14 protein-coding genes are annotated in these 19,875 nt (G+C 38.1%); 5 read left to right on the top strand and 9 right to left on the bottom strand.

All coding sequences use genetic code 11. The features are described 5' to 3' along the window. Positions 1-68: 68 nt before the first annotated feature. Positions 69-2,609 carry a PKD domain-containing protein gene (locus tag PGN18_RS00250; RefSeq protein ID WP_335317343.1) on the bottom strand — a complete coding sequence of 847 codons (2,541 nt, stop codon included), beginning with the start codon at positions 2,607-2,609 and terminating at the stop codon, positions 69-71. 98 nt (positions 2,610-2,707) lie between these two features. On the opposite strand from PGN18_RS00250, the gene PGN18_RS00245 reads away from it, so the two are divergent. Further along, positions 2,708-4,045, top strand: a complete 1,338-nt coding sequence (locus tag PGN18_RS00245) for a GH1 family beta-glucosidase (protein WP_335317342.1) — start codon at positions 2,708-2,710, stop codon at positions 4,043-4,045. A 51-nt stretch (positions 4,046-4,096) separates the two neighbouring features. Beyond that, a complete protein-coding gene (locus PGN18_RS00240; protein ID WP_335317341.1) occupies positions 4,097-4,534 on the top strand; it encodes a putative signal transducing protein in 438 nt (145 codons plus the stop codon). A gap of 439 nt (positions 4,535-4,973) precedes the next feature. Here the strand turns inward: PGN18_RS00240 and PGN18_RS00235 are convergent, their stop codons facing one another. From PGN18_RS00235 to PGN18_RS00205, 7 genes are all read right to left on the bottom strand, one after another. Then, a complete protein-coding gene (locus PGN18_RS00235) occupies positions 4,974-7,253 on the bottom strand; it encodes an aconitate hydratase (protein WP_335317340.1) in 2,280 nt (759 codons plus the stop codon). Between the two features lie 192 nt (positions 7,254-7,445). Continuing rightward, positions 7,446-10,211 (bottom strand): bifunctional aconitate hydratase 2/2-methylisocitrate dehydratase, encoded by a 2,766-nt coding sequence (locus PGN18_RS00230; RefSeq protein WP_335317339.1) that lies wholly within the window; start codon positions 10,209-10,211, stop codon positions 7,446-7,448. Positions 10,212-10,542: 331 nt separating this feature from the next. Beyond that, positions 10,543-10,950, bottom strand: a complete 408-nt coding sequence (locus PGN18_RS00225) for a hypothetical protein (protein ID WP_335317338.1) — start codon at positions 10,948-10,950, stop codon at positions 10,543-10,545. 678 nt (positions 10,951-11,628) lie between these two features. Then, positions 11,629-13,086: a beta-1,6-N-acetylglucosaminyltransferase gene (locus tag PGN18_RS00220; RefSeq protein WP_335317337.1), complete on the bottom strand. Its 1,458-nt coding sequence runs from the start codon at positions 13,084-13,086 to the stop codon at positions 11,629-11,631. A 21-nt stretch (positions 13,087-13,107) separates the two neighbouring features. Further along, entirely contained in the window at positions 13,108-14,037 is a 930-nt protein-coding gene (locus PGN18_RS00215; RefSeq protein WP_335317336.1) for a glycosyltransferase family 2 protein, read from the bottom strand. Between the two features lie 432 nt (positions 14,038-14,469). Continuing rightward, on the bottom strand, positions 14,470-14,790 hold the full coding sequence (locus tag PGN18_RS00210) for a hypothetical protein (protein WP_335317335.1): 321 nt from the start codon (positions 14,788-14,790) through the stop codon (positions 14,470-14,472). Further along, positions 14,781-15,281, bottom strand: a complete 501-nt coding sequence (locus PGN18_RS00205) for a hypothetical protein (protein ID WP_335317333.1) — start codon at positions 15,279-15,281, stop codon at positions 14,781-14,783. The genes PGN18_RS00210 and PGN18_RS00205 overlap by 10 nt, the downstream gene beginning before the upstream one ends. 180 nt (positions 15,282-15,461) lie before the next feature. On the opposite strand from PGN18_RS00205, the gene PGN18_RS00200 reads away from it, so the two are divergent. Genes PGN18_RS00200 through PGN18_RS00190 form a run of 3 tightly spaced genes read left to right on the top strand, consistent with a single transcriptional unit; the run spans position 15,462 to position 19,101 of the window. Then, positions 15,462-15,986 carry a cysteine peptidase family C39 domain-containing protein gene (locus tag PGN18_RS00200; protein WP_335317332.1) on the top strand — a complete coding sequence of 175 codons (525 nt, stop codon included), beginning with the start codon at positions 15,462-15,464 and terminating at the stop codon, positions 15,984-15,986. Then, positions 15,983-17,779: a peptidase domain-containing ABC transporter gene (locus PGN18_RS00195; RefSeq protein ID WP_335317330.1), complete on the top strand. Its 1,797-nt coding sequence runs from the start codon at positions 15,983-15,985 to the stop codon at positions 17,777-17,779. Before PGN18_RS00200 ends, PGN18_RS00195 begins: the two co-directional genes overlap by 4 nt. Then, positions 17,779-19,101 carry an HlyD family secretion protein gene (locus PGN18_RS00190; protein ID WP_335317329.1) on the top strand — a complete coding sequence of 441 codons (1,323 nt, stop codon included), beginning with the start codon at positions 17,779-17,781 and terminating at the stop codon, positions 19,099-19,101. Before PGN18_RS00195 ends, PGN18_RS00190 begins: the two co-directional genes overlap by 1 nt. A 116-nt stretch (positions 19,102-19,217) precedes the next feature. Here PGN18_RS00190 and PGN18_RS00185 read toward each other — a convergent pair whose 3' ends face one another. Further along, entirely contained in the window at positions 19,218-19,874 is a 657-nt protein-coding gene (locus PGN18_RS00185) for a polysaccharide deacetylase family protein (protein WP_335317328.1), read from the bottom strand. Between the last annotated feature and the right edge of the window lies 1 nt (position 19,875).

Here is a 19,875-nt window from a genome sequence, read left to right as displayed (position 1 = left end):
GTCAGATGTTTCCATCTGGCACTTATTTAAATCAGTTGGTTGGTAACAGAGCATGAACTTTAAAACAGTTACCTCATTAAAGTTATTGAACCAGAATATTTAATTATGGTATTCGATAGGTTAGTACCAAATATTACATAATAATATACCCCAACAGGGAGATCGTTACCCTTAAAAGTGCCTTTCCAATTTTCGAATATGTTATTGGTAGAGAAAACCAGGGTGCCTAAACGGTTGTAAATCTGTATTCTATATTTTTTGAGGTTAGTTACGCCAATAACCCATTCGTCATTGATCCCATCACCATTTGGCGAAAATGCATTTGGAACAAATGTAGATGTATTCTTCTTGATCATAAGATCGCCCTGGGTAATTGCATTTGAGCAGCCGTTTTTGGAAAATGCCGTTAACGTAATTCGGAATACTCCATCGGTTTGATAAATATGGGTAGGATTTTGTTCTGAAGAGGTAAAACCATCGCCAAAACGCCATTCATAAAAATCCGCATCAAGTGATGTATTGATAAAGGTAATGGGCACAGGAATAGAAAATTTTACATTAAAAGAAGGCTCGGTATAAAAGTTAGCGGCTGGAATTTTGGCAATGGCCGGGATAACGACAGTTGCGGGATCGGAGCTACAAGACCCTGCTGTTAATACAATCTGATACGTTCCTGCCAGTTTAAAATCTGTCACCGGAATCTCAATGGCATTGGTTGTAGCAGAATAATTGTTTGGGCCACTCCATGCATAGGTAATTCCTTCCTGTGCCGGTACCGATAATTTTATAATATCCTTTAAACAAAAAGCAGGTTGATTAATACTTATTTCTGGTTTTTGCGGCTTCACTTCAACTAAAATGTCTTTTGTAAAAGTTGATAGACAGCCATTGTTGGTTTCAACGGTTAGCGTAATGGTTTTAAGTCCTGGCTCAGTAAAGGTCAATATTTTACTGTCGTTACTAGAGGCAATCTGACTTTTTATTCCAGGACCAAGATCCCAGGTAAGTTTTTTATAATTTTTAGAAGCATTGATAAAAGAAAACGATTGATCGGTTTCGCACTTATTATTCACCTCAATCGAAAACATTGCTTCGGGTTTTAAATCGACCGATAAAATTTCCAAGGAATTTATTTCACTAATACAATCTCCAACCTGAACATAAAGCTTGTATGTACCAACTACTTCTGGTCCGCTTGCTGGGATTTCAGGGTTTTGGCTTGTCGAATTAAAATTATTTGGTCCCGACCAATGGTAGCTGGCTAAATTTAAAAATGGTGTGCTTAATTTTAACACATCTCCCTGACATAAATTAATCTTTGAAGCGCTTATTGCAGGTTTTTCGGGGGTGTTAGCTACAATAAAAGTCTGTGTGGTAACTACATTACAACCATTTGTGCCTTTGGCTTCTAAAACCACAATTTTCTCTCCGGGTGTACTGTATGTTACGGTAAATGGCCCTGCAGTGGTGGCCGAAGCCAGGCTTGCCCCTTCACCAAAAGACCATTTTAAGGTGGCAAAGTTTGATGCTTTGCTTTCAAAAATATACGCCTGGTTATTGGTACATGGCTTTAATTTTTTAACATCAATTTCGGCAGTAGGACCTGAGAAATCTGCCATGCCACCAAATTCCAAAGTAAATCCATTATTCCCTCCCGAGAAATTATCGATGAGTAGTGCATAAACATGATCCTGTTCGAGGTCTACATATTTAACAAAGCCATTTTGACCAGCCGGACAGCCTGATGCTTCAGTTAAATCCGTTTCGGTCATACTCAGGCCTGTTTTGTAATAGGAAGGCGTACATTCTACACCACTGCCCGATGCACAACGTATGGCTGTTGCACCGCTTATTTTACTACAGTCTCCATTCACACCCAAATCGTAAAAAATCCAGTCAATATCGTTTGAGGTTACCGTAGGTGTGATGACAAAAGTAAAATCACCTGGTTTGGAAGCCTTAAACATATACCAGGCAGAGTTCGATTCTGTACCCAGGCATGTTCCGGCAGATTCATGATTGTTTGCACCAGCTCCGGTTACATTTAGCTGGGTAAAGGTTTCTTTTGTGCATAGTACCGAGAAGGTCCCGCAATCTTGTCCTGGTTGAATTGGTGGGAAATAATTATCGATACACAGTTTAAAGGTGCCCGTAACATCATTTGCAGCACTTACCCGAATATAATAAACTTGTCCTACCGTTAAAGTACCTTTATATAGAGAAACAACATTATTTGATTGGGCCTGTGTGCCGGGCTGCTCGGTAATTAAGCCAGTTGTGGCATCATAGGAATATAAGGCAAGCAGTGGGTCTGTTAAGGTACCTGTACTGCTGTTATTAATTTTTCCGCTAACAGAAATATTTACTGCAAATTTTGTAGCCGTAAACTTATACCATACATCTTTTCCAACAGCCGGCCAGTTTAAAGCTTTATTATAATTGCTTGATGTAGCTTCTAAATTGTTAAATTCGGCATCTATGCTACAATATGCGCTCGTATTGGTAATATTTATGGCATTTATGAGTTCATCATTAACGGGCGCTGCAAATTTTCCAAAGGCATTGAGATTTAGTAATACCAATAGGAAAGAAATTAATGAGTAGCGCATAGGTAAAAATATCAAAAATTGTTTTTATTTCGAATCATTTTGATTATTAATGATTTGTTAATATTAAACTCGCAACTTATGGCAAATAATCGATAACAATGATTAAGGCAAGCGATTTCGGTTCGGATTTTTTGTGGGGTGTAGCTACCGCTGCAGCGCAGATAGAAGGAACGGCAACTCAGTACGGTAAGGGGCCTTCTATCTGGGATACTTTTACAGCGAAAAATGGTAAAGTAAAGAAGAATCATAAATTAGATCCTGCCTGCGATTTTTATCATCGTTATGCTGAAGATGTTGCACTGATTAAACACTTAGGTTTTAAGATTTTTAGGTTTTCTATCGCTTGGTCGAGGATTTTACCAAGCGGAAGGGGAGAAATAAATCAGGAAGGGATCAGGTTTTACCATAATCTTATCGATGAGTGTTTAATAAATGGAATTATACCTTATGTTACACTTTATCACTGGGATTTACCACAGGCATTAGAAGATGAGGGCGGCTGGACAAGCTTTAGCATTAATGTTGCCTTCAATGACTATGTTCGTATCTGTGCAGCAGAATATGGCGATAAGGTAAAAAATTGGATCGTTTTGAATGAACCTTTTGGTTACACTTCTTTAGGTTATATGCTTGGGGTACATGCCCCAGGGAAAACAGGTTTGAGCAATTTTTTTCCTGCGGTTTTACATACGGCTTTGGCACAGGCTGAGGGTGCTAAAATTTTACGTGCCGAGGTAGCCAATGCTAACATCGGGACTACCTATTCCTGTTCTGAAATAATTCCTTATACTGAAAGCGATAATGATGTATTGGCCGCAAAGCGGATAGATTGTTTAATGAACCGTTTGTTCGTAGAGCCTATATTAGGCATGGGCTTTCCGACGGCAGATTGGGACGTGTTGGAAAAGTTCCAGATCGAATATGGTACCTGGCGATTGCAGGAGAGGATGAAATTCGACTTTGATTTCATCGGTCTTCAAAACTATTTTCCGTTGACGGTGAAATACAATGCTTTCATTCCGATCATCCAGGCTTGGGAAGTGAAAGCCAAAAGCAGAAAAAAGCCACATACAGCAATGGGCTGGGAAATTAATGCCGATAGCTTTTATAATATTGTAAAACAATTTGCCGCTTATCCGGCCATTAAAAATATCATCATCACTGAAAACGGCGCAGCTTATCACGATAAATTGATTGATAAAAGGGTAGAGGACCCCGAACGGATCGAATACTTTAAACTTTACCTCGCAGCCCTGCTCAAACTCAAAAATGGAGGAATTAAGGTTACGGGGTACATGGCCTGGACATTAATGGATAATTTTGAATGGGCAGAGGGTTTTACAGCGAGGTTTGGTCTAGTCTATAATGATTTTAAAACCCAGGAGCGTACCATTAAAGATTCGGGGTACTGGTGGAGGGGATTCCTAAGGAGTTAGTTCTTAGATCATTTTTTTGCTATCTTTATTGATAAATTATTCGCTTAACGTATGAATGATACAACTGTAGTTTATAGCACCTTTTATAATCCAATGGAGGCTAATATCATAAAAGCCAAATTGGAAGATAGTGGATTTGCCTGTTTTCTGGCCGATGAAAATGTTTCTACCATTCAGCCGCTTTACAACCAGGCCATAGGCGGTGTTAAGCTCATTGTTTTTGAACGAGATGTGGAAGCCATTAATGCATTATTGGCTGAAGACAATAGTTTAGATTTTGAATCATCACACGAAATTGTTGATGAAGAAGAATCAGTAGAAAGTAAAACGGTATGTGAAAAATGTGGCTCTACCAACGTGGGCTATGGCATGGCAACCGATAAAAAATATAGTCTTTGGGCTACTATATTAGCTTTTCTAACATTTACTACCCCAATTAAAGCCAATAAATGCCATCATTGTTATGATTGCGGGCATGAGTTTGAATAGATTTATCTTGTTATCTATCCATCGTAACTACTGGCAACCATTTTTAAAACACAAAGGGGTTAGAACGAACAGGATAAGCTTTAGGGAAACGTCATTTCGAGCGGAGCGCAACGGAGTGGAGAAATCTGTGTAGGTGGATTTCTCTCTGTCTTAAAGTGCAAGTAGGGAAAAATTACTAAATTTCTAACATAATTAGCGAAAAGAAATGACCATCAACGATGCGGCTATTATTGGTAAGAAAGTTGAGAACTAGACAGTGATCAGCGAAGCTAAATCCCATTAAATAGATCTCTCCCCGCCTGTACGGGCAGGCGTTTCACTGCGTTTCAGTCGAGATGACGATTATTTTATGAAACAAAAAATCCCGTCTTGCCTTAACAAAACGGGATTAATCTCCTATCTACATCCAGACTTCGGACCTCCGACACCGGACTTCAGACTATAGTGCGGCTTTTGCTGCAGCTTCGGCCCTGATGATGTTCAAGGCACCGCCAGCTTTAAACCATTCTATTTGTTGCGCATTGTAGCTGTGATTAACTGCAAACTCCTCAGTCGTGCCGTCTGCATGGTGTAACACCAGTGTTAACGGTTGATCAGGAGCAAACTCAGTTAAGCCTAAAATATCGATCGTATCGCCTTCCAAAATTTTATCGTAATCATCTTTATCGGCAAAAGTTAAAGCCAACATACCTTGTTTTTTTAGGTTGGTTTCGTGGATACGGGCAAAAGATTTTACCAATACCGCGCGAACGCCCAGGTGACGCGGCTCCATAGCCGCATGCTCACGTGATGAGCCTTCGCCATAGTTTTCGTCGCCCACTACAATTGAACCTAAGCCCGCTGCTTTATAATCACGTTGCGTAGCCGGCACAGGACCATACTCGCCCGTTAGTTGATTCTTAACGGTGTCAGTTTTGTCGTTGAAATAGTTTACTGCACCAATTAACATATTGTTGGAAATGTTATCCAGGTGACCACGGAATTTTAGCCATGGTCCAGCCATCGAAATATGGTCGGTTGTACATTTACCTTTCGCTTTGATTAATAGTTTTAAGCCTGTCAGGTCAGTGCCTTCCCAAGGGGCAAACGGATCTAACAACTGCAAACGATGTGAAGTTGGCGAAACCAAAACCTGTACTTGCGAACCATCAGCTGCCGGAGCCTGGAAACCTGCATCTTCTACTGCGAAACCTTTGGTTGGCAGTTCGTAACCGGTAGGCGGGTCTAATTTTACCTGTTCGCCCTTATCGTTGGTTAAGGTATCGGTTAATGGGTTAAATCCTAAATTACCCGAAATGGCAATGGCAGCAACCATTTCTGGCGAAGCTACGAATGCATAAGTATTCGGATTGCCATCGGCACGTTTCGCAAAGTTTCTGTTAAAGGAGTGTACAATGGTGTTTTTTTCAGCTTTTTCTGCACCTGTACGGTCCCACATACCAATGCACGGACCACAGGCGTTGGTAAAGATTGTTGCATCTAAATCTTCGAAAGTTTTTAAATAACCATCACGGTCTGCAGTGTAACGCACTTGCTCAGAACCCGGGTTAATGCCAAACTCCGCTTTGGTGGTTAAACCTTTTGCAATCGCCTGGTTGGCAATGGAGGCCGCTCTTGATAAATCTTCGTACGAAGAGTTAGTACAAGAACCGATTAATCCCCATTCTACTTTTAACGGCCAGCCATTTTTTTCTGCTTCTGTTTTCATTTGCGAAACAGGAGTAGCCAAATCGGGTGTAAAAGGGCCATTTAAATAAGGTTCCAAAGTATCTAAATCAATCTCTATTACCTGATCAAAATAATTTTCAGGATCAGCATAAACTTCCGGGTCGCCGGTTAAATATGCGGCAATTTTATTTGCTTCATCAGCCACTTCGTTTCTGTTTGTCGCACGTAAGTAACGCTCCATGCTCTCGTCGTAACCGAAGGTAGAGGTAGTTGCGCCGATTTCGGCACCCATATTACAAATGGTACCTTTACCCGTACAACTCATGGAAGTAGCACCATCCCCAAAATATTCTACGATGGCACCGGTACCACCTTTTACGGTTAAAATACCAGCTACTTTTAGAATTACATCTTTCGCAGCAGTCCAGCCGTTTAACTTGCCGGTTAGTTTTACACCAATCAACTTAGGGAATTTTAGTTCCCATGGTAAACCTGCCATTACATCGCAGGCATCAGCACCACCAACGCCGATAGCTACCATACCTAAACCGCCGGCATTTACCGTGTGCGAGTCGGTACCAATCATCATTCCACCCGGAAAAGCATAGTTTTCCAGCACAACCTGGTGGATAATACCGGCACCTGGTTTCCAGAAACCGATACCATATTTATTGGATACAGAGGATAAGAAATCAAAAACCTCTGCGCTTTCTGTTCTGGCGTGAGGTAAATCTATGGCAGCACCTTCTTTAGCTGTAATTAAGTGATCGCAGTGTACGGTAGAAGGTACTGCAACCTGCGGACGCCCCGCTTGCATAAACTGCAATAAGGCCATTTGGGCAGTAGCATCCTGCATTGCTACGCGGTCCGGTGCAAAGTCCACGTAATCAGAACCACGCTTAAACGCCTTTTTAGGATCTCCATCCCAAAGGTGTGCATACAATATTTTTTCAGATAATGTTAAAGGCCTGCCAACTACTTTACGCGCAGCTTCTACGCGACCACCGAAGTTTGCGTACACCTTTTTAATCATGTCTATATCAAAAGCCATACTTTAATTTTTATAATTATTAACAATAAGGTACTATCTAAAGTAAACAATTTTAAACAGAATTATTTTTGAGATTTGTCATAATATTTTATTTAAAACCATTCTATCTAAGTGTTTATACAAAGAAAAGGGCTACCAGATTTCTCCGATAGCCCTTTTTAAGATTTAACAAATAATATGCTTTTTTGTTTCTTATTGTTTTGTAGAAATAGGGGTGAACTTGGTTAAGTTGATACCATCTACTGCCACTTTATATTCTTCAATGCTTGGAATACGCCCCAAAATGGCTGAAAGTACCACTACCGGTGTAGAGGCCAATAAAGATTCGCCTTTCTTGCCATCTCTGTCTTCAACCACGCGTCCCTGGAATAAACGTGTCGAAGTAGCCATTACGGTATCGCCTTTAGCGGCTTTCTCCTGGTTACCCATACACAAGTTACAACCTGGCCGCTCTAAATACATGATGTTTTCATATTCGGTACGGGCTACGCTTTTAGGCAAGGCATCACTAAACTCAAATCCTGAGTATTTCTGTAAGTATTCCCAGTCACCTTCTGCTTTCAGTTCATCAATGATATTGTAAGTAGGGGCGGCCACCACCAACGGCGCTTTAAATTCTACTTTACCGGTTTGGTTCTCTACGTTTTTCAATAATTGCGAAACGATTTTTAAATCGTCTTTGTGTACCATGCAAGAACCTACGAAACCAAGGTCAACTTTTTTATCGCCACCGTAATAAGTTAAATCCCTGATGGTATCATGCGTATACCGTTTAGACACATCGGCATTGTTCACATCCGGATCGGCAATCATCGGTTCGTTAATAATGTCTAAGTCAATAATTACTTCCGCATAATATTTGGCATTTGTATCAGGCATTAAAGCAGGTTTAATACCAGTTTTAATTTCCTCAATACGTTTGTTTGCTTTGTTGATCAATCCCTGAAGCACCTGGTTATGGTTGTCCATACCTTTGTCTATCATGATTTGAATACGGTTTTTAGCAATTTCCAGCGACTGGATTAACGTATCATCCTGCGAAATACAGATAGATGCCTTTGCTTTCATCTCAGCCGTCCAGTCGGTAAAAGTAAAAGCCTGGTCAGCCAGTAAGGTGCCGATGTGTACCTCAATGATCCGGCCTTGAAATACGTTTTCGCCATCAAACTGTTGCAACATCTGCAATTGTGTAGCATGAACCACATCACGGAAATCCATGTGTTCTTTCATGGCGCCTTTGAACGTTACCTTTACTGATTCGGGAATCGGCATAGATGCCTCGCCGGTTGCCAAAGCTAAAGCTACTGTACCAGAATCAGCACCAAAAGCCACACCTTTTGACATACGGGTATGCGAATCGCCTCCAATGATGATTGCCCACTCATCAATCGTGATATCATTCAATACTTTATGGATAACATCTGTCATTGAATGATAAGTGCCTTTAGGGTCACGGGCAGTGATTACACCAAAATCATTCATGAATTTCATCAGTTTAGGGATGTTGGCCTGCGCTTTTTTGTCCCAAACAGATGCTGTATGGCAACCTGACTGGTAAGCCCCATCAACAATTGGCGAAATTACTGTAGCAGCCATAGCTTCTAACTCCTGAGCGGTCATTAAACCGGTCGTATCCTGCGAACCTACAATGTTTACTTCTACACGCACATCAGAGCCTGCATGTAAAACTTTTCCTGGTGCTAGACCTACTGCATTTCTGTTGAATATTTTTTCTACCGCTGTTAAACCCTGGCCCTCAATAGATACTTCTTTTGCCGGAGCAAATACAACCGGGGCTTCCATGCCTAAAGTTTTTGCCGCAAAAGTTTGGATCTTTTTACCGAAAACGATGGCATAAGAGCCACCCGCTTTGATGAATTCCATTTTTTGGGGCGTTAAGGCCTTTGAAATATCAATCAGCTCCTGGTCTCCGTGATATAATTTTTTAGTTCGGGTATTAATGGTCAGCACCGTTCCCGTTGCTACTGAATATACTTCCTCTAAAACAGGTTCATCATTTTCATTACGGACAACATTGCCATACTCATCGGTTTTCTTTACCCAGTTTTTAAGGTCGATACCAATGCCACCTGTCACATCAACCGTGGTCAGGAAAATAGGCGAAATACCATTGGTGCCACCAACGATTGGAGCGATGTTAACAAACGGCACATAAGGACTTGATCGTTTACCTGTCCAAAGTGCCACATTGTTTACGCCCGACATACGAGAAGAACCTACGCCCATGGTGCCTTTTTCGGCCACCAGCATCACACTTTTATCGGGATGTTGTGCCTGGAGGTCTTTAATGGCCTGTTGCGCCTCAGGTGTGATCATGCATTTACCATGTAATTCACGGTCTGAACGTGAGTGCGCCTGGTTGCCCGGAGATAGTAAATCTGTTGAGATATCTCCAATACCGGCGATAAAGGTTACCACTTTAATTTCTTCAGCAACTGGAGGCAATTCAGTAAAGAATTCAGCTTTAGCGTAACTTTCCAATATCTCTTTGGCAATGGCATTACCGTTGTGGTAGGCCTCTTTTAAACGGTCGGTATCGGCATCGTATAAGAATACCTGCGTTTTAAGCACATCAGCAGCTTTTTTGGCTTTATCGCCATTATCAGCCAAAGCAATATCCAATAAAACCTTAATAGAAGGTCCGCCCTTCATGTGTGATAGGAGTTCGAAAGCAAAATCAGATGTAATTTCTGGAACAACAACTTCAGCTGCGATAATTTCTTTTAAAAACTGGGCTTTAACACCTGCGGCAGCCGTAGTCCCCGGTAGGGTATTGTATATGAAAAAATTAACAGCGTCTGCCCTGTTAAAATTGTTTACATTTTTGATCTGGTCGATGATTTCGCTCAATAATTCGGCGCTATCAATAGGTTTAGGATGAAGACCTTGCGTTTTACGTTCTTCTATCTCCTTAATATAATCGTTATAAATACTCATCTTAGCTATTTATTCTTTTTGGCGGAGTATTATGCAGTAAATACAACTTCTTAAAAGAATACTATTAATTGTGATTAATTTGTGGTTATCAGCCAAAAAAGTGAATTTTTTGGATAAAACAAAAATAATAAAAAGCAAGGTTTGAAGGGACTTTAGGTGGGCGATTCCGTAATTTGGAATTGTTCTAAATTAAACGGTCTGTCTTCAACGCTAATTTTGTAGTTAAATTGTTAAAGGTTATAAAAAGGTACATTTCACTAATGTTACTTAACCTTTTCGGATTAAAATAAAGCCAATACATCTGCCGTTTACTTTTTAGAAAGATATTAGCTTAGTTATTAATTGTATTTTGATGAATGATTTGGATGGGTATCAAATAATTATAATGAATCTGGTCAGCACCTTTAACTAAGTTTAAATGCGATTGCTTATATCTGCTTTCTGTAGGTTTTAGGTTTATACGGGTATATTTAATCCACTTTACTGTTGCTTTAACAATAGCATATTCATTAAAAGGAGGAATAGGTTTGGGTAAAGCCGTAAAATTGGAAAAGTTTAATGCATTTAAATAGGAAATATTTTTGTCAAAATCAGAAATGCTTATACCATCTTTAGTACAATCTATAAGGGCACCACCGTTTGCCATTAAATCATCTATAGAAGTAATGAACATTCCATTAAATTGGTTTGGCCGATCTCCTGTAATCGTTTTTAATAGATCAGGCGCCGTTTGGTTCAAATCATAGATGGTGATTAATTTTCTGTTATCATCAACGGGTGCTTTTAGCTTATCCTGTTTTGTCTTTAACTGTATAAAAATACCGGCATGGTTACGGTGTCAGTTTTAACTTGCGCAGCTACAACAATTGAGCATATCAACAATAAGATAAATGTAAGGATTTTGCAGGTTGAGGGAGTGATTCGATAGAACATAATTGTTAGATTAGATAAAATAGTTAATGAAAGCCTGTTAAATTTGTTTGTAGTAGTTCTATTGTCGAAGGTTTAGCAATAATTTTAGATGATTTTATTAAGAGGTCATAGATTAGCAAAATCTTCTATCATGGTCAGGCAGGCTAATATATTCTGCTTTGCGTTTAATAACAACCTAAACTATGTAACCGGACGTTTTATTATTCTTTTCACAAATTGCTCCCCAAAGTTTATCATTAACGATATTATATAGATGCCATACAGCGTATCTTTTCATATCAACATAAGTAATAGTACTGCTTGCTATTATGGGGAATGGAGTGTGATTATCCTTATAAGAAACAAAAAGTAGTTCTCGTGAGGGCAACCATACTATTTAACTCCTTTCGCTTTAATAGTTTTAGGTAGATTGATATAACAATATATTAATATAGATTACTTGCTTTTTATCTTTATCGGAATTGTTTTTTGAGTAGGTGTGTCTCTACTCTTTTATATTTATATTTTGAAGGTTGAATCCTGCTTTGTTTAAAAGACTTGGTAAAAGTACCTCATGATGGCCCGACCAACCTGCAGAAAGGCAACAATGTATAAATTCCAGTGCCGAATTGGAGATTCTATAAATGGTATTATCTGATTTAATTAGTTCCTGATCAGATAACGGTTTTAACTTATAAATTAGACTTTGCCACCAAGGCCAATCCTTTAATTCTTCGAGGCTTTTAAAAGACAGAGAAAGAAAATCTGCATCAGATTGTTCAATGTCTAGGAAAAAATGATTCAATTCATTAACTGAATAAATTTCTGAATTTATAATCCAATAATATTCATAGTCTGGATACTCCAGAAAAAATCTGAGCAAGGGAAAATGCGTATTTGCAGGAAATATATCTTCTGAAATTGCAAAATATCCGAGGTTATGAAGTATCTCATTGCTAAAAGCAACATAGTCTTTAATTGGCCAACCTTTACGAAGTTCGGGATTGCTATCCTGATGATAGAGCAACCGAGTTGCTTTGGACGCTGAAAATTTTTTGTCGTAAATAAAAGGGCTTTTATCATTTCCAGAAATAATATATAGAAATACCTCCCTGTTGTTATCATCAGATTGCCCGTCGGGAAGTTTTTCTTTTTTTAAGAATGTCTCGTCTATCGCTTTTAAAATTGACCTGGATTCGATAATATCAAATTTTCTGGCAAAAAGTGCTTTACTTCTGGTTATAATTTTTTTGTCAGAAAAAGTTAACATCCTTGGATGCATAAAAGGTGCATCCCACCGCATCATCTTTAAACAAGAATTGACTAGATTTTGCTTAATGAAATTTTCAGTTGAATTTAAAAGCAAGGTTTGAAAGAAGCTCTCATCCGGTAAATACACCTGTTTGAAGTAATAGATATAATCGGGATGTGCTTCCAGGAAATTTAATATATAGTGGATTAAGTTTATCGGAAATGACCACCATTGAGATCCAGAATATAGGTTCTGAATATATTGAGGTTTCGGAATTTTAGGAAATCTCATCAAACCGCCCCCAAGTCTTTTTGAAAAGGGCAATTTTACATAGTTTATGAAAATTTTATCTCTGTTTGCCGAAAAATATGAATGGATATGTTTAAATGATTTAATAGGATAATCCTGCCCACTTAATAATATAATTCTATCTGTTGTTAGGTTATTTAAGATGAATTGAAAAGCATTAAGGCACGCCTGAATCATATCATAACTTGCCCAGCTGCTTTTAACCCTCTCGTCCAAAAAATATACTTGTTTATTATTCCTGAGTACCTCAGTAAAATCGTCAATAGAAACTGATGCATCGATATGTATAACGGAATTCACATCGGGACCTTCAAGTGCATTGATCAGACGACTGATTTGCAAGGGCATCTTATGCGCCAAAATCAAGTAGGTGATCTTGGTAAAACGAGAGTTAGCTGTCATGATGAGATGCGTTATTTAATCCTATTCGTCTATCCCACAATAAGACTTCAGAATCTCCTTTCTGAAATTTTCGAGCCATTCGCTGGAATATTGCTGTTTTAAGCTTTTAGAGGCAAAAATTTTATCATACCATTTCTTTAATTCAGCTACGCTCACTGTATCTCTAAATTTAAAGTTTCCCATTCCAAAACAAACAGATCCATGCAACATGAGTTCCTTAGCATTATGTTCCACAGCAATTTTATCTAATTCTCTGGACATGAGTGATAACACAGAAGTTTTTAGCATTGCTTGATTTTTGCTGCAGCTGTTATTGACGTGCCATCTATAACTTAAATAAATTCCTTTTAGATTGGTTACTTTAGAAACTTCTGAAAACCTTGTCCATAATTCATGATCTTCGCAATAAGGAAATTTGGTGCTGTATTTTAGCTTTGTTGCGATGTCAGTACGCATTGTTATTGCTGAATGATGAAACTGGTTTCTAAACATCAGCGAAAGCTTTAAAAAGTCAGGGTCATTTCGGGTATAAACGGTATCTCTGTAGATGCCGCTTCCATCCATAATCTGATAACTTCCTCCAATCATTCCAAAATCGGGGTTATCCTCCAAAAATTCAATTTGCTCTGTCAATCGGTTCCCCAGCATAACATCGTCAGCATCCATGCGGGCAATGTATTTTCCTTTCGCCAGTTTAAGTCCACGGTTTAGCGTAGGCACGATTCCTGAATTACGTTTATTTTGATAATATCGAAGATTCGCAATACCCAGTGATCTTATAACTTTCTCTGTTTGATCAGTACTTCCATCATCAATAAGGAGTATTTCGTAATCATCATAATTTTGGCGTAAAATACTTCCTAAGCATTCCAGCAGGTAATTCCCACAATTATAGGATGGAATAAGAATAGTGGTTTGAGGCGTTTTAGATTTCATTATAGTAAGCGTCATTTATTGCTTTTCTCGAATAATTCGGCACCGGAGTTTTTTATAATTTCAACAAATCTCTTAAAAAGACTAAAAACAAAAACAATACAAACTGAATAATAAACAATCTAACAGTAGATCTGCTTTTTTTTTCACTTATAGGGAAAGAGTAATCGTCATTATCTCCCTTCTTTTTAAATCTAAAAATGTAAAAAATAATAATGTAAGCTAAAATCGACTGAATTATAACGTAAACATACAGCCATGGTTTTTCAAAATGAGTATCAATTGTGCCTGGCCATAATATATCTAAAATGACTGTAAGACATGATAACGTTATCATTAACATAAGCGAAAACACCATGGATGCCCAAAATATGGGTAAGTTTGCTATACCCATCTTTTTTTAAAAAAAAAATTAAATAGCGCCTGATAATACGTTTCTAGATTAAACATCTAATTGTCTCTTTTATATTCCCAAAGTTCCCATGCTGCTAATATTATACCCCCGGCTACAATAGTTACTGGTCCTCCAGCGAAAATTAAAGCAACACCTAAAACTGCTTGTCCACCATCTTCTACGTTTTGTAACATTGATTGTTTACTATCTGTAATTTCTAATACATTACTTGCCACATCCAGATAGCCAAATATTTTACCTGCTGTGGCAAATTGCGCAGCAACCTCAAGTTTTGCCGCAATTGCGCTTGCCTGAGCCCATGAGTTAGCTGTTCCAAGTGACGTATTCATCATGCCTGCGACATCAATTAGAGACATTTGCGAGGGACCGGTTGCTGTAATTTTATAGGAATAAGGAGTGTATCATTCGAACTTTGGCCACCAAGAGAATAAATCGCTCCGCCGCCGCCCCCGCCTCCAGCAAAAATTCCATTGCTGTTATAGCCATTGCTACTGTACCCGTTACTGTTATATCCATTACTATTGTAACCCGTACTAGAATATTGCCCGGTATTATAACCGGTGCTAGATGTTTGATTTTTCCAGTATAGATAATCGCTGTACATATTGTTTAACGTACTATTGCCATTACTCGTAACGGTTACCTCGTTCAATGGATTAAAGGCAGTCCATGTAGTTTCACCTTCGTATTTGTAATAGAAGTTTCCTTGTGAGTCTATTCCCCAAATGGTACTGCCATCACTACCGGTACCCCCAAGATACTGAGTTGTTTCTTCTGGCATAAGAAGTTCCATTTCTTTTTCTAACATTTCGAATGCGAGCCTTGCTTTAGATTTTTTTATCATCATATTAATTAATTAAGTGCTATTAATTTTTTAGTTGATGTAAAGCTAAGCACACTTATATCACGGTGAATTTGCATATTTTAACCGATACCTATTAGATATTGACTTTTATTCTGATCTGGAATACTTTATTTGGTAATCATCAGCTTAAAGTAACACTTTTGTGCTATCTAATTTAACGCCATGAAATATAGTGCTTTCCCTTCTGATCGTCAAATGGATATGATGGACTGTGGTCCATCCTGTTTGAAAATGATCGCCAAACATTATGGAAAATTTTATAGTTTACAATGCCTCCGTGATAAATGCGGATTAACCAAAGAGGGTGTTTCTTTTGCAGATCTTAGTCATGCTGCGGAAGAAATTGGCTTGAGAAGTTTATCCTTAAAATGTAGCATTGATGATTTGTTATATAAAGTTCCATTACCGGTTATTGTCCATTGGGATAATAGTCACTTTATTGTTGTCTACGAGGCTAAGGCAAAAAGAACGAATAATAATACAGAGAACCTAAACCCTTATGATCATGCTGATGGTACTATCTATGTTTCTGACCCGGCCAAAGGCCATCTTAAATATTCGGCAACTGAGTTCGCCTCAAAGTGGTTAAAGAAAGAAGCTATAGTAAATACTGCAGGTGTTTATGAAGGGGTTCAGGCTAGTAGGGGGCGTATTAATGGCCATAGAACCTATGGCCGATTTTTATGAACGGAGCGATAGCGAAAAAACAGAACGTAAAAGACCTTTCAGAATTTTATAGGCTACTTTCATCCGTACCGAAAAAATTTTGCAAACCTGTTTATCGTGATGCTCCTTGTTACTATACTTCAAGGGTCCTGCCATTTATCAGTAAGTCTGTTATTGATGTAGGGATACAGACACATGATCTTGATTTCATCAATATTGTATTATTAGCCAATATCGCCATTATAATAAGTGTATTGTTAAGTAACATGGTGCGTGACTGGATTCTGCTTCACGTAACTTCCCGTGTTAATATTGCGCTTATTTCTGATTATCTAATTAAATTAATGCGATTACCCATAACCTTTTTTGAAAATAAAATGGCGGGTGATATCCTACAACGGGCACAGGACCATGAACGCATCAGGGCTTTTATCATGAACAATTCGTTAGGTATGCTTTTTTCTGCTCTGACATTCGTGGTTTTTGGGGTCATCATGTTTATTTATAATACCAGCATCTTTTGGATTTTTCTGGGCGGTAGTACGATTTATGTGCTTTGGGTAATGGCGTTTCTAAGTATTCGCAAAAAACTTGATTGGGAATATTTTGAATTGGTTAGTAAAAACCAAAGTTATTGGGTAGAAACTATTGGTAGCATACAAGATATTAAGATTAACAACTATGAGAAGCAGAAAAGATGGAAGTGGGAAAATATTCAGGCACGGCTTTATAAGGTTAACCTCAGGGTTTTGAGTATTACCAACACACAAAATTTAGGAGCTCAGTTTATTGATCAGCTAAAGAATCTTTTTATAACCTTTTATTGCGCCAAAGCGGTAATTAATGGTCAGATTACTTTTGGGGTAATGATTTCAACCCAATTTATTATAGGAATGCTTAATGCGCCAGTGCAGCAATTCATACAGTTTATCATTTCTTTTCAGTTTGCAAAATTGAGTTTTCTACGCCTCAATGAAATTCATCAACTTGAAGACGAGCATGATCATGTTGGCACAAACCATGTAGAGCTACCAGAAAATAAAAGTTTGATCGTTAATAATGTTGCTTTTCAATATACACCCGTAGGAAAGTTAGTTTTGCAAGGTGTAAGGCTTATTATACCTGAAGGTAAAGTAACTGCAATAGTTGGAGATAGCGGAAGTGGAAAATCTACGTTATTGAAACTATTGCTGCGTTTATATAAACCAAGCTATGGAGAAATCAAAATTGGTGATATGAATATCAACAATGTGAGCCTCCGGCAATGGCGAAATAAATGTGGCGCCGTAATGCAGGATGGAAAAATTTTCAATGATTCTATCCTAAACAACATTGTATTGGATGATGAACATATAGATTATGAAAAGTTAAAAAAAGCCTTAAGTACCGCTAATATCGCACAGGAGATCGAAGCTTTGCCCTTAGGTTATCAGACCATGATGGGAGAACAAGGGCGTGGTTTAAGCGGAGGTCAAAAACAAAGAATTTTAATCGCCAGAGCATTATATAAAGATCCGGATTACCTTTTTTTTGATGAAGCAACTAATTCTTTGGATACCATCAATGAGAAAAAAATAACCGACGCACTTGATGATGTTTTCAAAGGAAAAACAGTTATCGTGGTCGCACACCGTTTGAGTACGATAAGAAAAGCAAACCAGATTATCGTTATGCAGGGAGGTATGGTTGTGGAGATTGGGAATCATGAGACACTGATGGAAAGGAAAGGTCGCTACTTCCAGCTCGTTCAATCTCAAATTGCAGGACTCGAAGGCTTTGAAAACTTAATCAATACACCTGTAATCTCAATCTGATGGAAAATACTAAGTTAGATATAGCGCTTCAATCTGAAAGAAGTGAAGAAGTGCAGCATATTATAGAACGAATGCCTCACCGTTTCGGTATCTGGGTAACGCTGATCGTTCTTTTTTTGTTTATGCTTATGGCTATTTTCGGCTGGATAGTGCGTTATCCAGATGTAGTTCAAGGTCAGATTACCATTAATACTAATAGCGCACCATTAAAATTAGTTTCTAATACCTATGGTAAATTGAAAATACTGAATGTCAGATCTATGGATAATGTAAAGGCAGAACAAATTATAGCTTATATTGAAAATGCAACACAACCTAAAAATGTTGATTACATATCTAAACTGCTTAAAGATTATAATCCAAATGGCGGCAATGTGATGGAGCTGTTTAGTCATCTGCCTAAGAATTTTTCATTAGGAGACTTAAACGTTAAATATTATGCATTTACGTCAGCACTTCAACTATATATTAATTATCAGAAAGATGATCTTTATGATAAAAAAGATGCTAGCTTGAAAGAAATCTTAAACGAACAGGAAAAAGCAATTAAGGTCGCGAAACAAAGAATAACCATGTCCGAAAATAATTTGAATTTCACTCATAAATTTTTCAGGCGCGATTCTATTCTATTCACCAAGAAAGTAATTAGCGAAGCTGAATTAGACAAAACACAAATCAACTATATTTCGGCTAAAGACGCGTATCAGAGTGCCTTGAGTAATCTGGCCGGCCTAAGGCAAAACCTTCAGCAAACAACCAATCAATTAGATGAACTATATATTACAAAACCTGAAAAAGAAAAAGAGTTAAAAATAGCCCTTATTTCATCATATAATGATTTGTTAGATAACATTAAAGTTTGGGAACAAAAGTACTTATTTAAGGCCCCGTTTGATGGAAAAATACAGTTTCTTAAATTTTATACTGAAAATCAATTTATTCAAAGCGGAGAACAGGTTTTTACCGTTATCCCTAAACAAGATCAGCTGATTGGACAGTTAACAATTGCTTCCCAAGGCGCGGGAAAAGTAAAAGAGGGGCAAGAGGTCATTGTAAAATTAGATAACTTTCCATATAATGAATATGGTTCCGTTACGGGAAATGTAAAGTCTGTATCATTAACCTCAAATCTAACTAAAATGGAAAAAGGTGATTTAGAATCATATCAGGTTCTAGTTGATTTTCCTAACGAGTTAAAAACTAATTATGGTACAGCTTTGAAAGCCAAGCCTGAAACCAAGGGAACGGCAGAAATCATTACATCCGACAGGAAGTTAATTGAAAGATTATTTGATAATCTGAAATATGCTATATCCAAGTAATATTGTTCAAATTCGCACAGTATTGTCCATTTTTGAACAACTGACCGTTAAAGTTCTTACTAAATACCTGTTTGATCCTACTGAAACCGATATGCGAAACTCTGGCACATCAATCGCTAAAGCGAAGCGAAAGTGAAACCCTTTTCGGAGAAATGAGCTAAAACCCTGGGTAATGCATATTCCAAACGATCAAATGCTTTTAAACTATCGTGAAAAACAATGATAGAACCATTTTCAGTATGTTTGATCACGTTTTGATAACATTTTTCGGGCGAAAGATTGATGTCAAAATCACCACTAAGCACGTCCCACATCACAATTTGCAATTGGGAGTTGTCAGTGTGCAATTGGGATTCGTACTCTGGACTCCAGACTTGAGACTTCAGACTGCGGGCTTGGGACTTCTTAATCCTTCCATAAGGTGGGCGAAAGAGGTTAGACTGGGTAAGTTCCTGGCATTTTAGCGTATTTTCCAGATAGGTTTCATCATCGGTTTTCCACCCTTTTAAGTGGTTGAAAGTGTGGTTGCCAATGGCATGCCCGTCGGTTTTTACACGTTCAAAAACTTCGGGGTGTTTAACAATATTATCGCCGATGCAAAAAAATGTAGCTTTAGCATTAAATACTTTCAAAGTTTTTAATACAAAATCTGTAACATTGGGTATAGGTCCATCGTCAAAGGTCAGATAAATAACTTTTTCGGTGCGGGACTTATTCCATAACAGCGATGGATAATACCATTTTAGCAGAAGCGGTGATTTGATCAGGTACATG

This window comes from Pedobacter terrae (assembly GCF_036946585.1).
GTDB lineage: Bacteria > Bacteroidota > Bacteroidia > Sphingobacteriales > Sphingobacteriaceae > Pedobacter > Pedobacter terrae_C.
The sequence above is the reverse complement of the archived record's forward strand: the minus strand, read 5'-3'. Positions and strand labels throughout refer to the sequence as shown.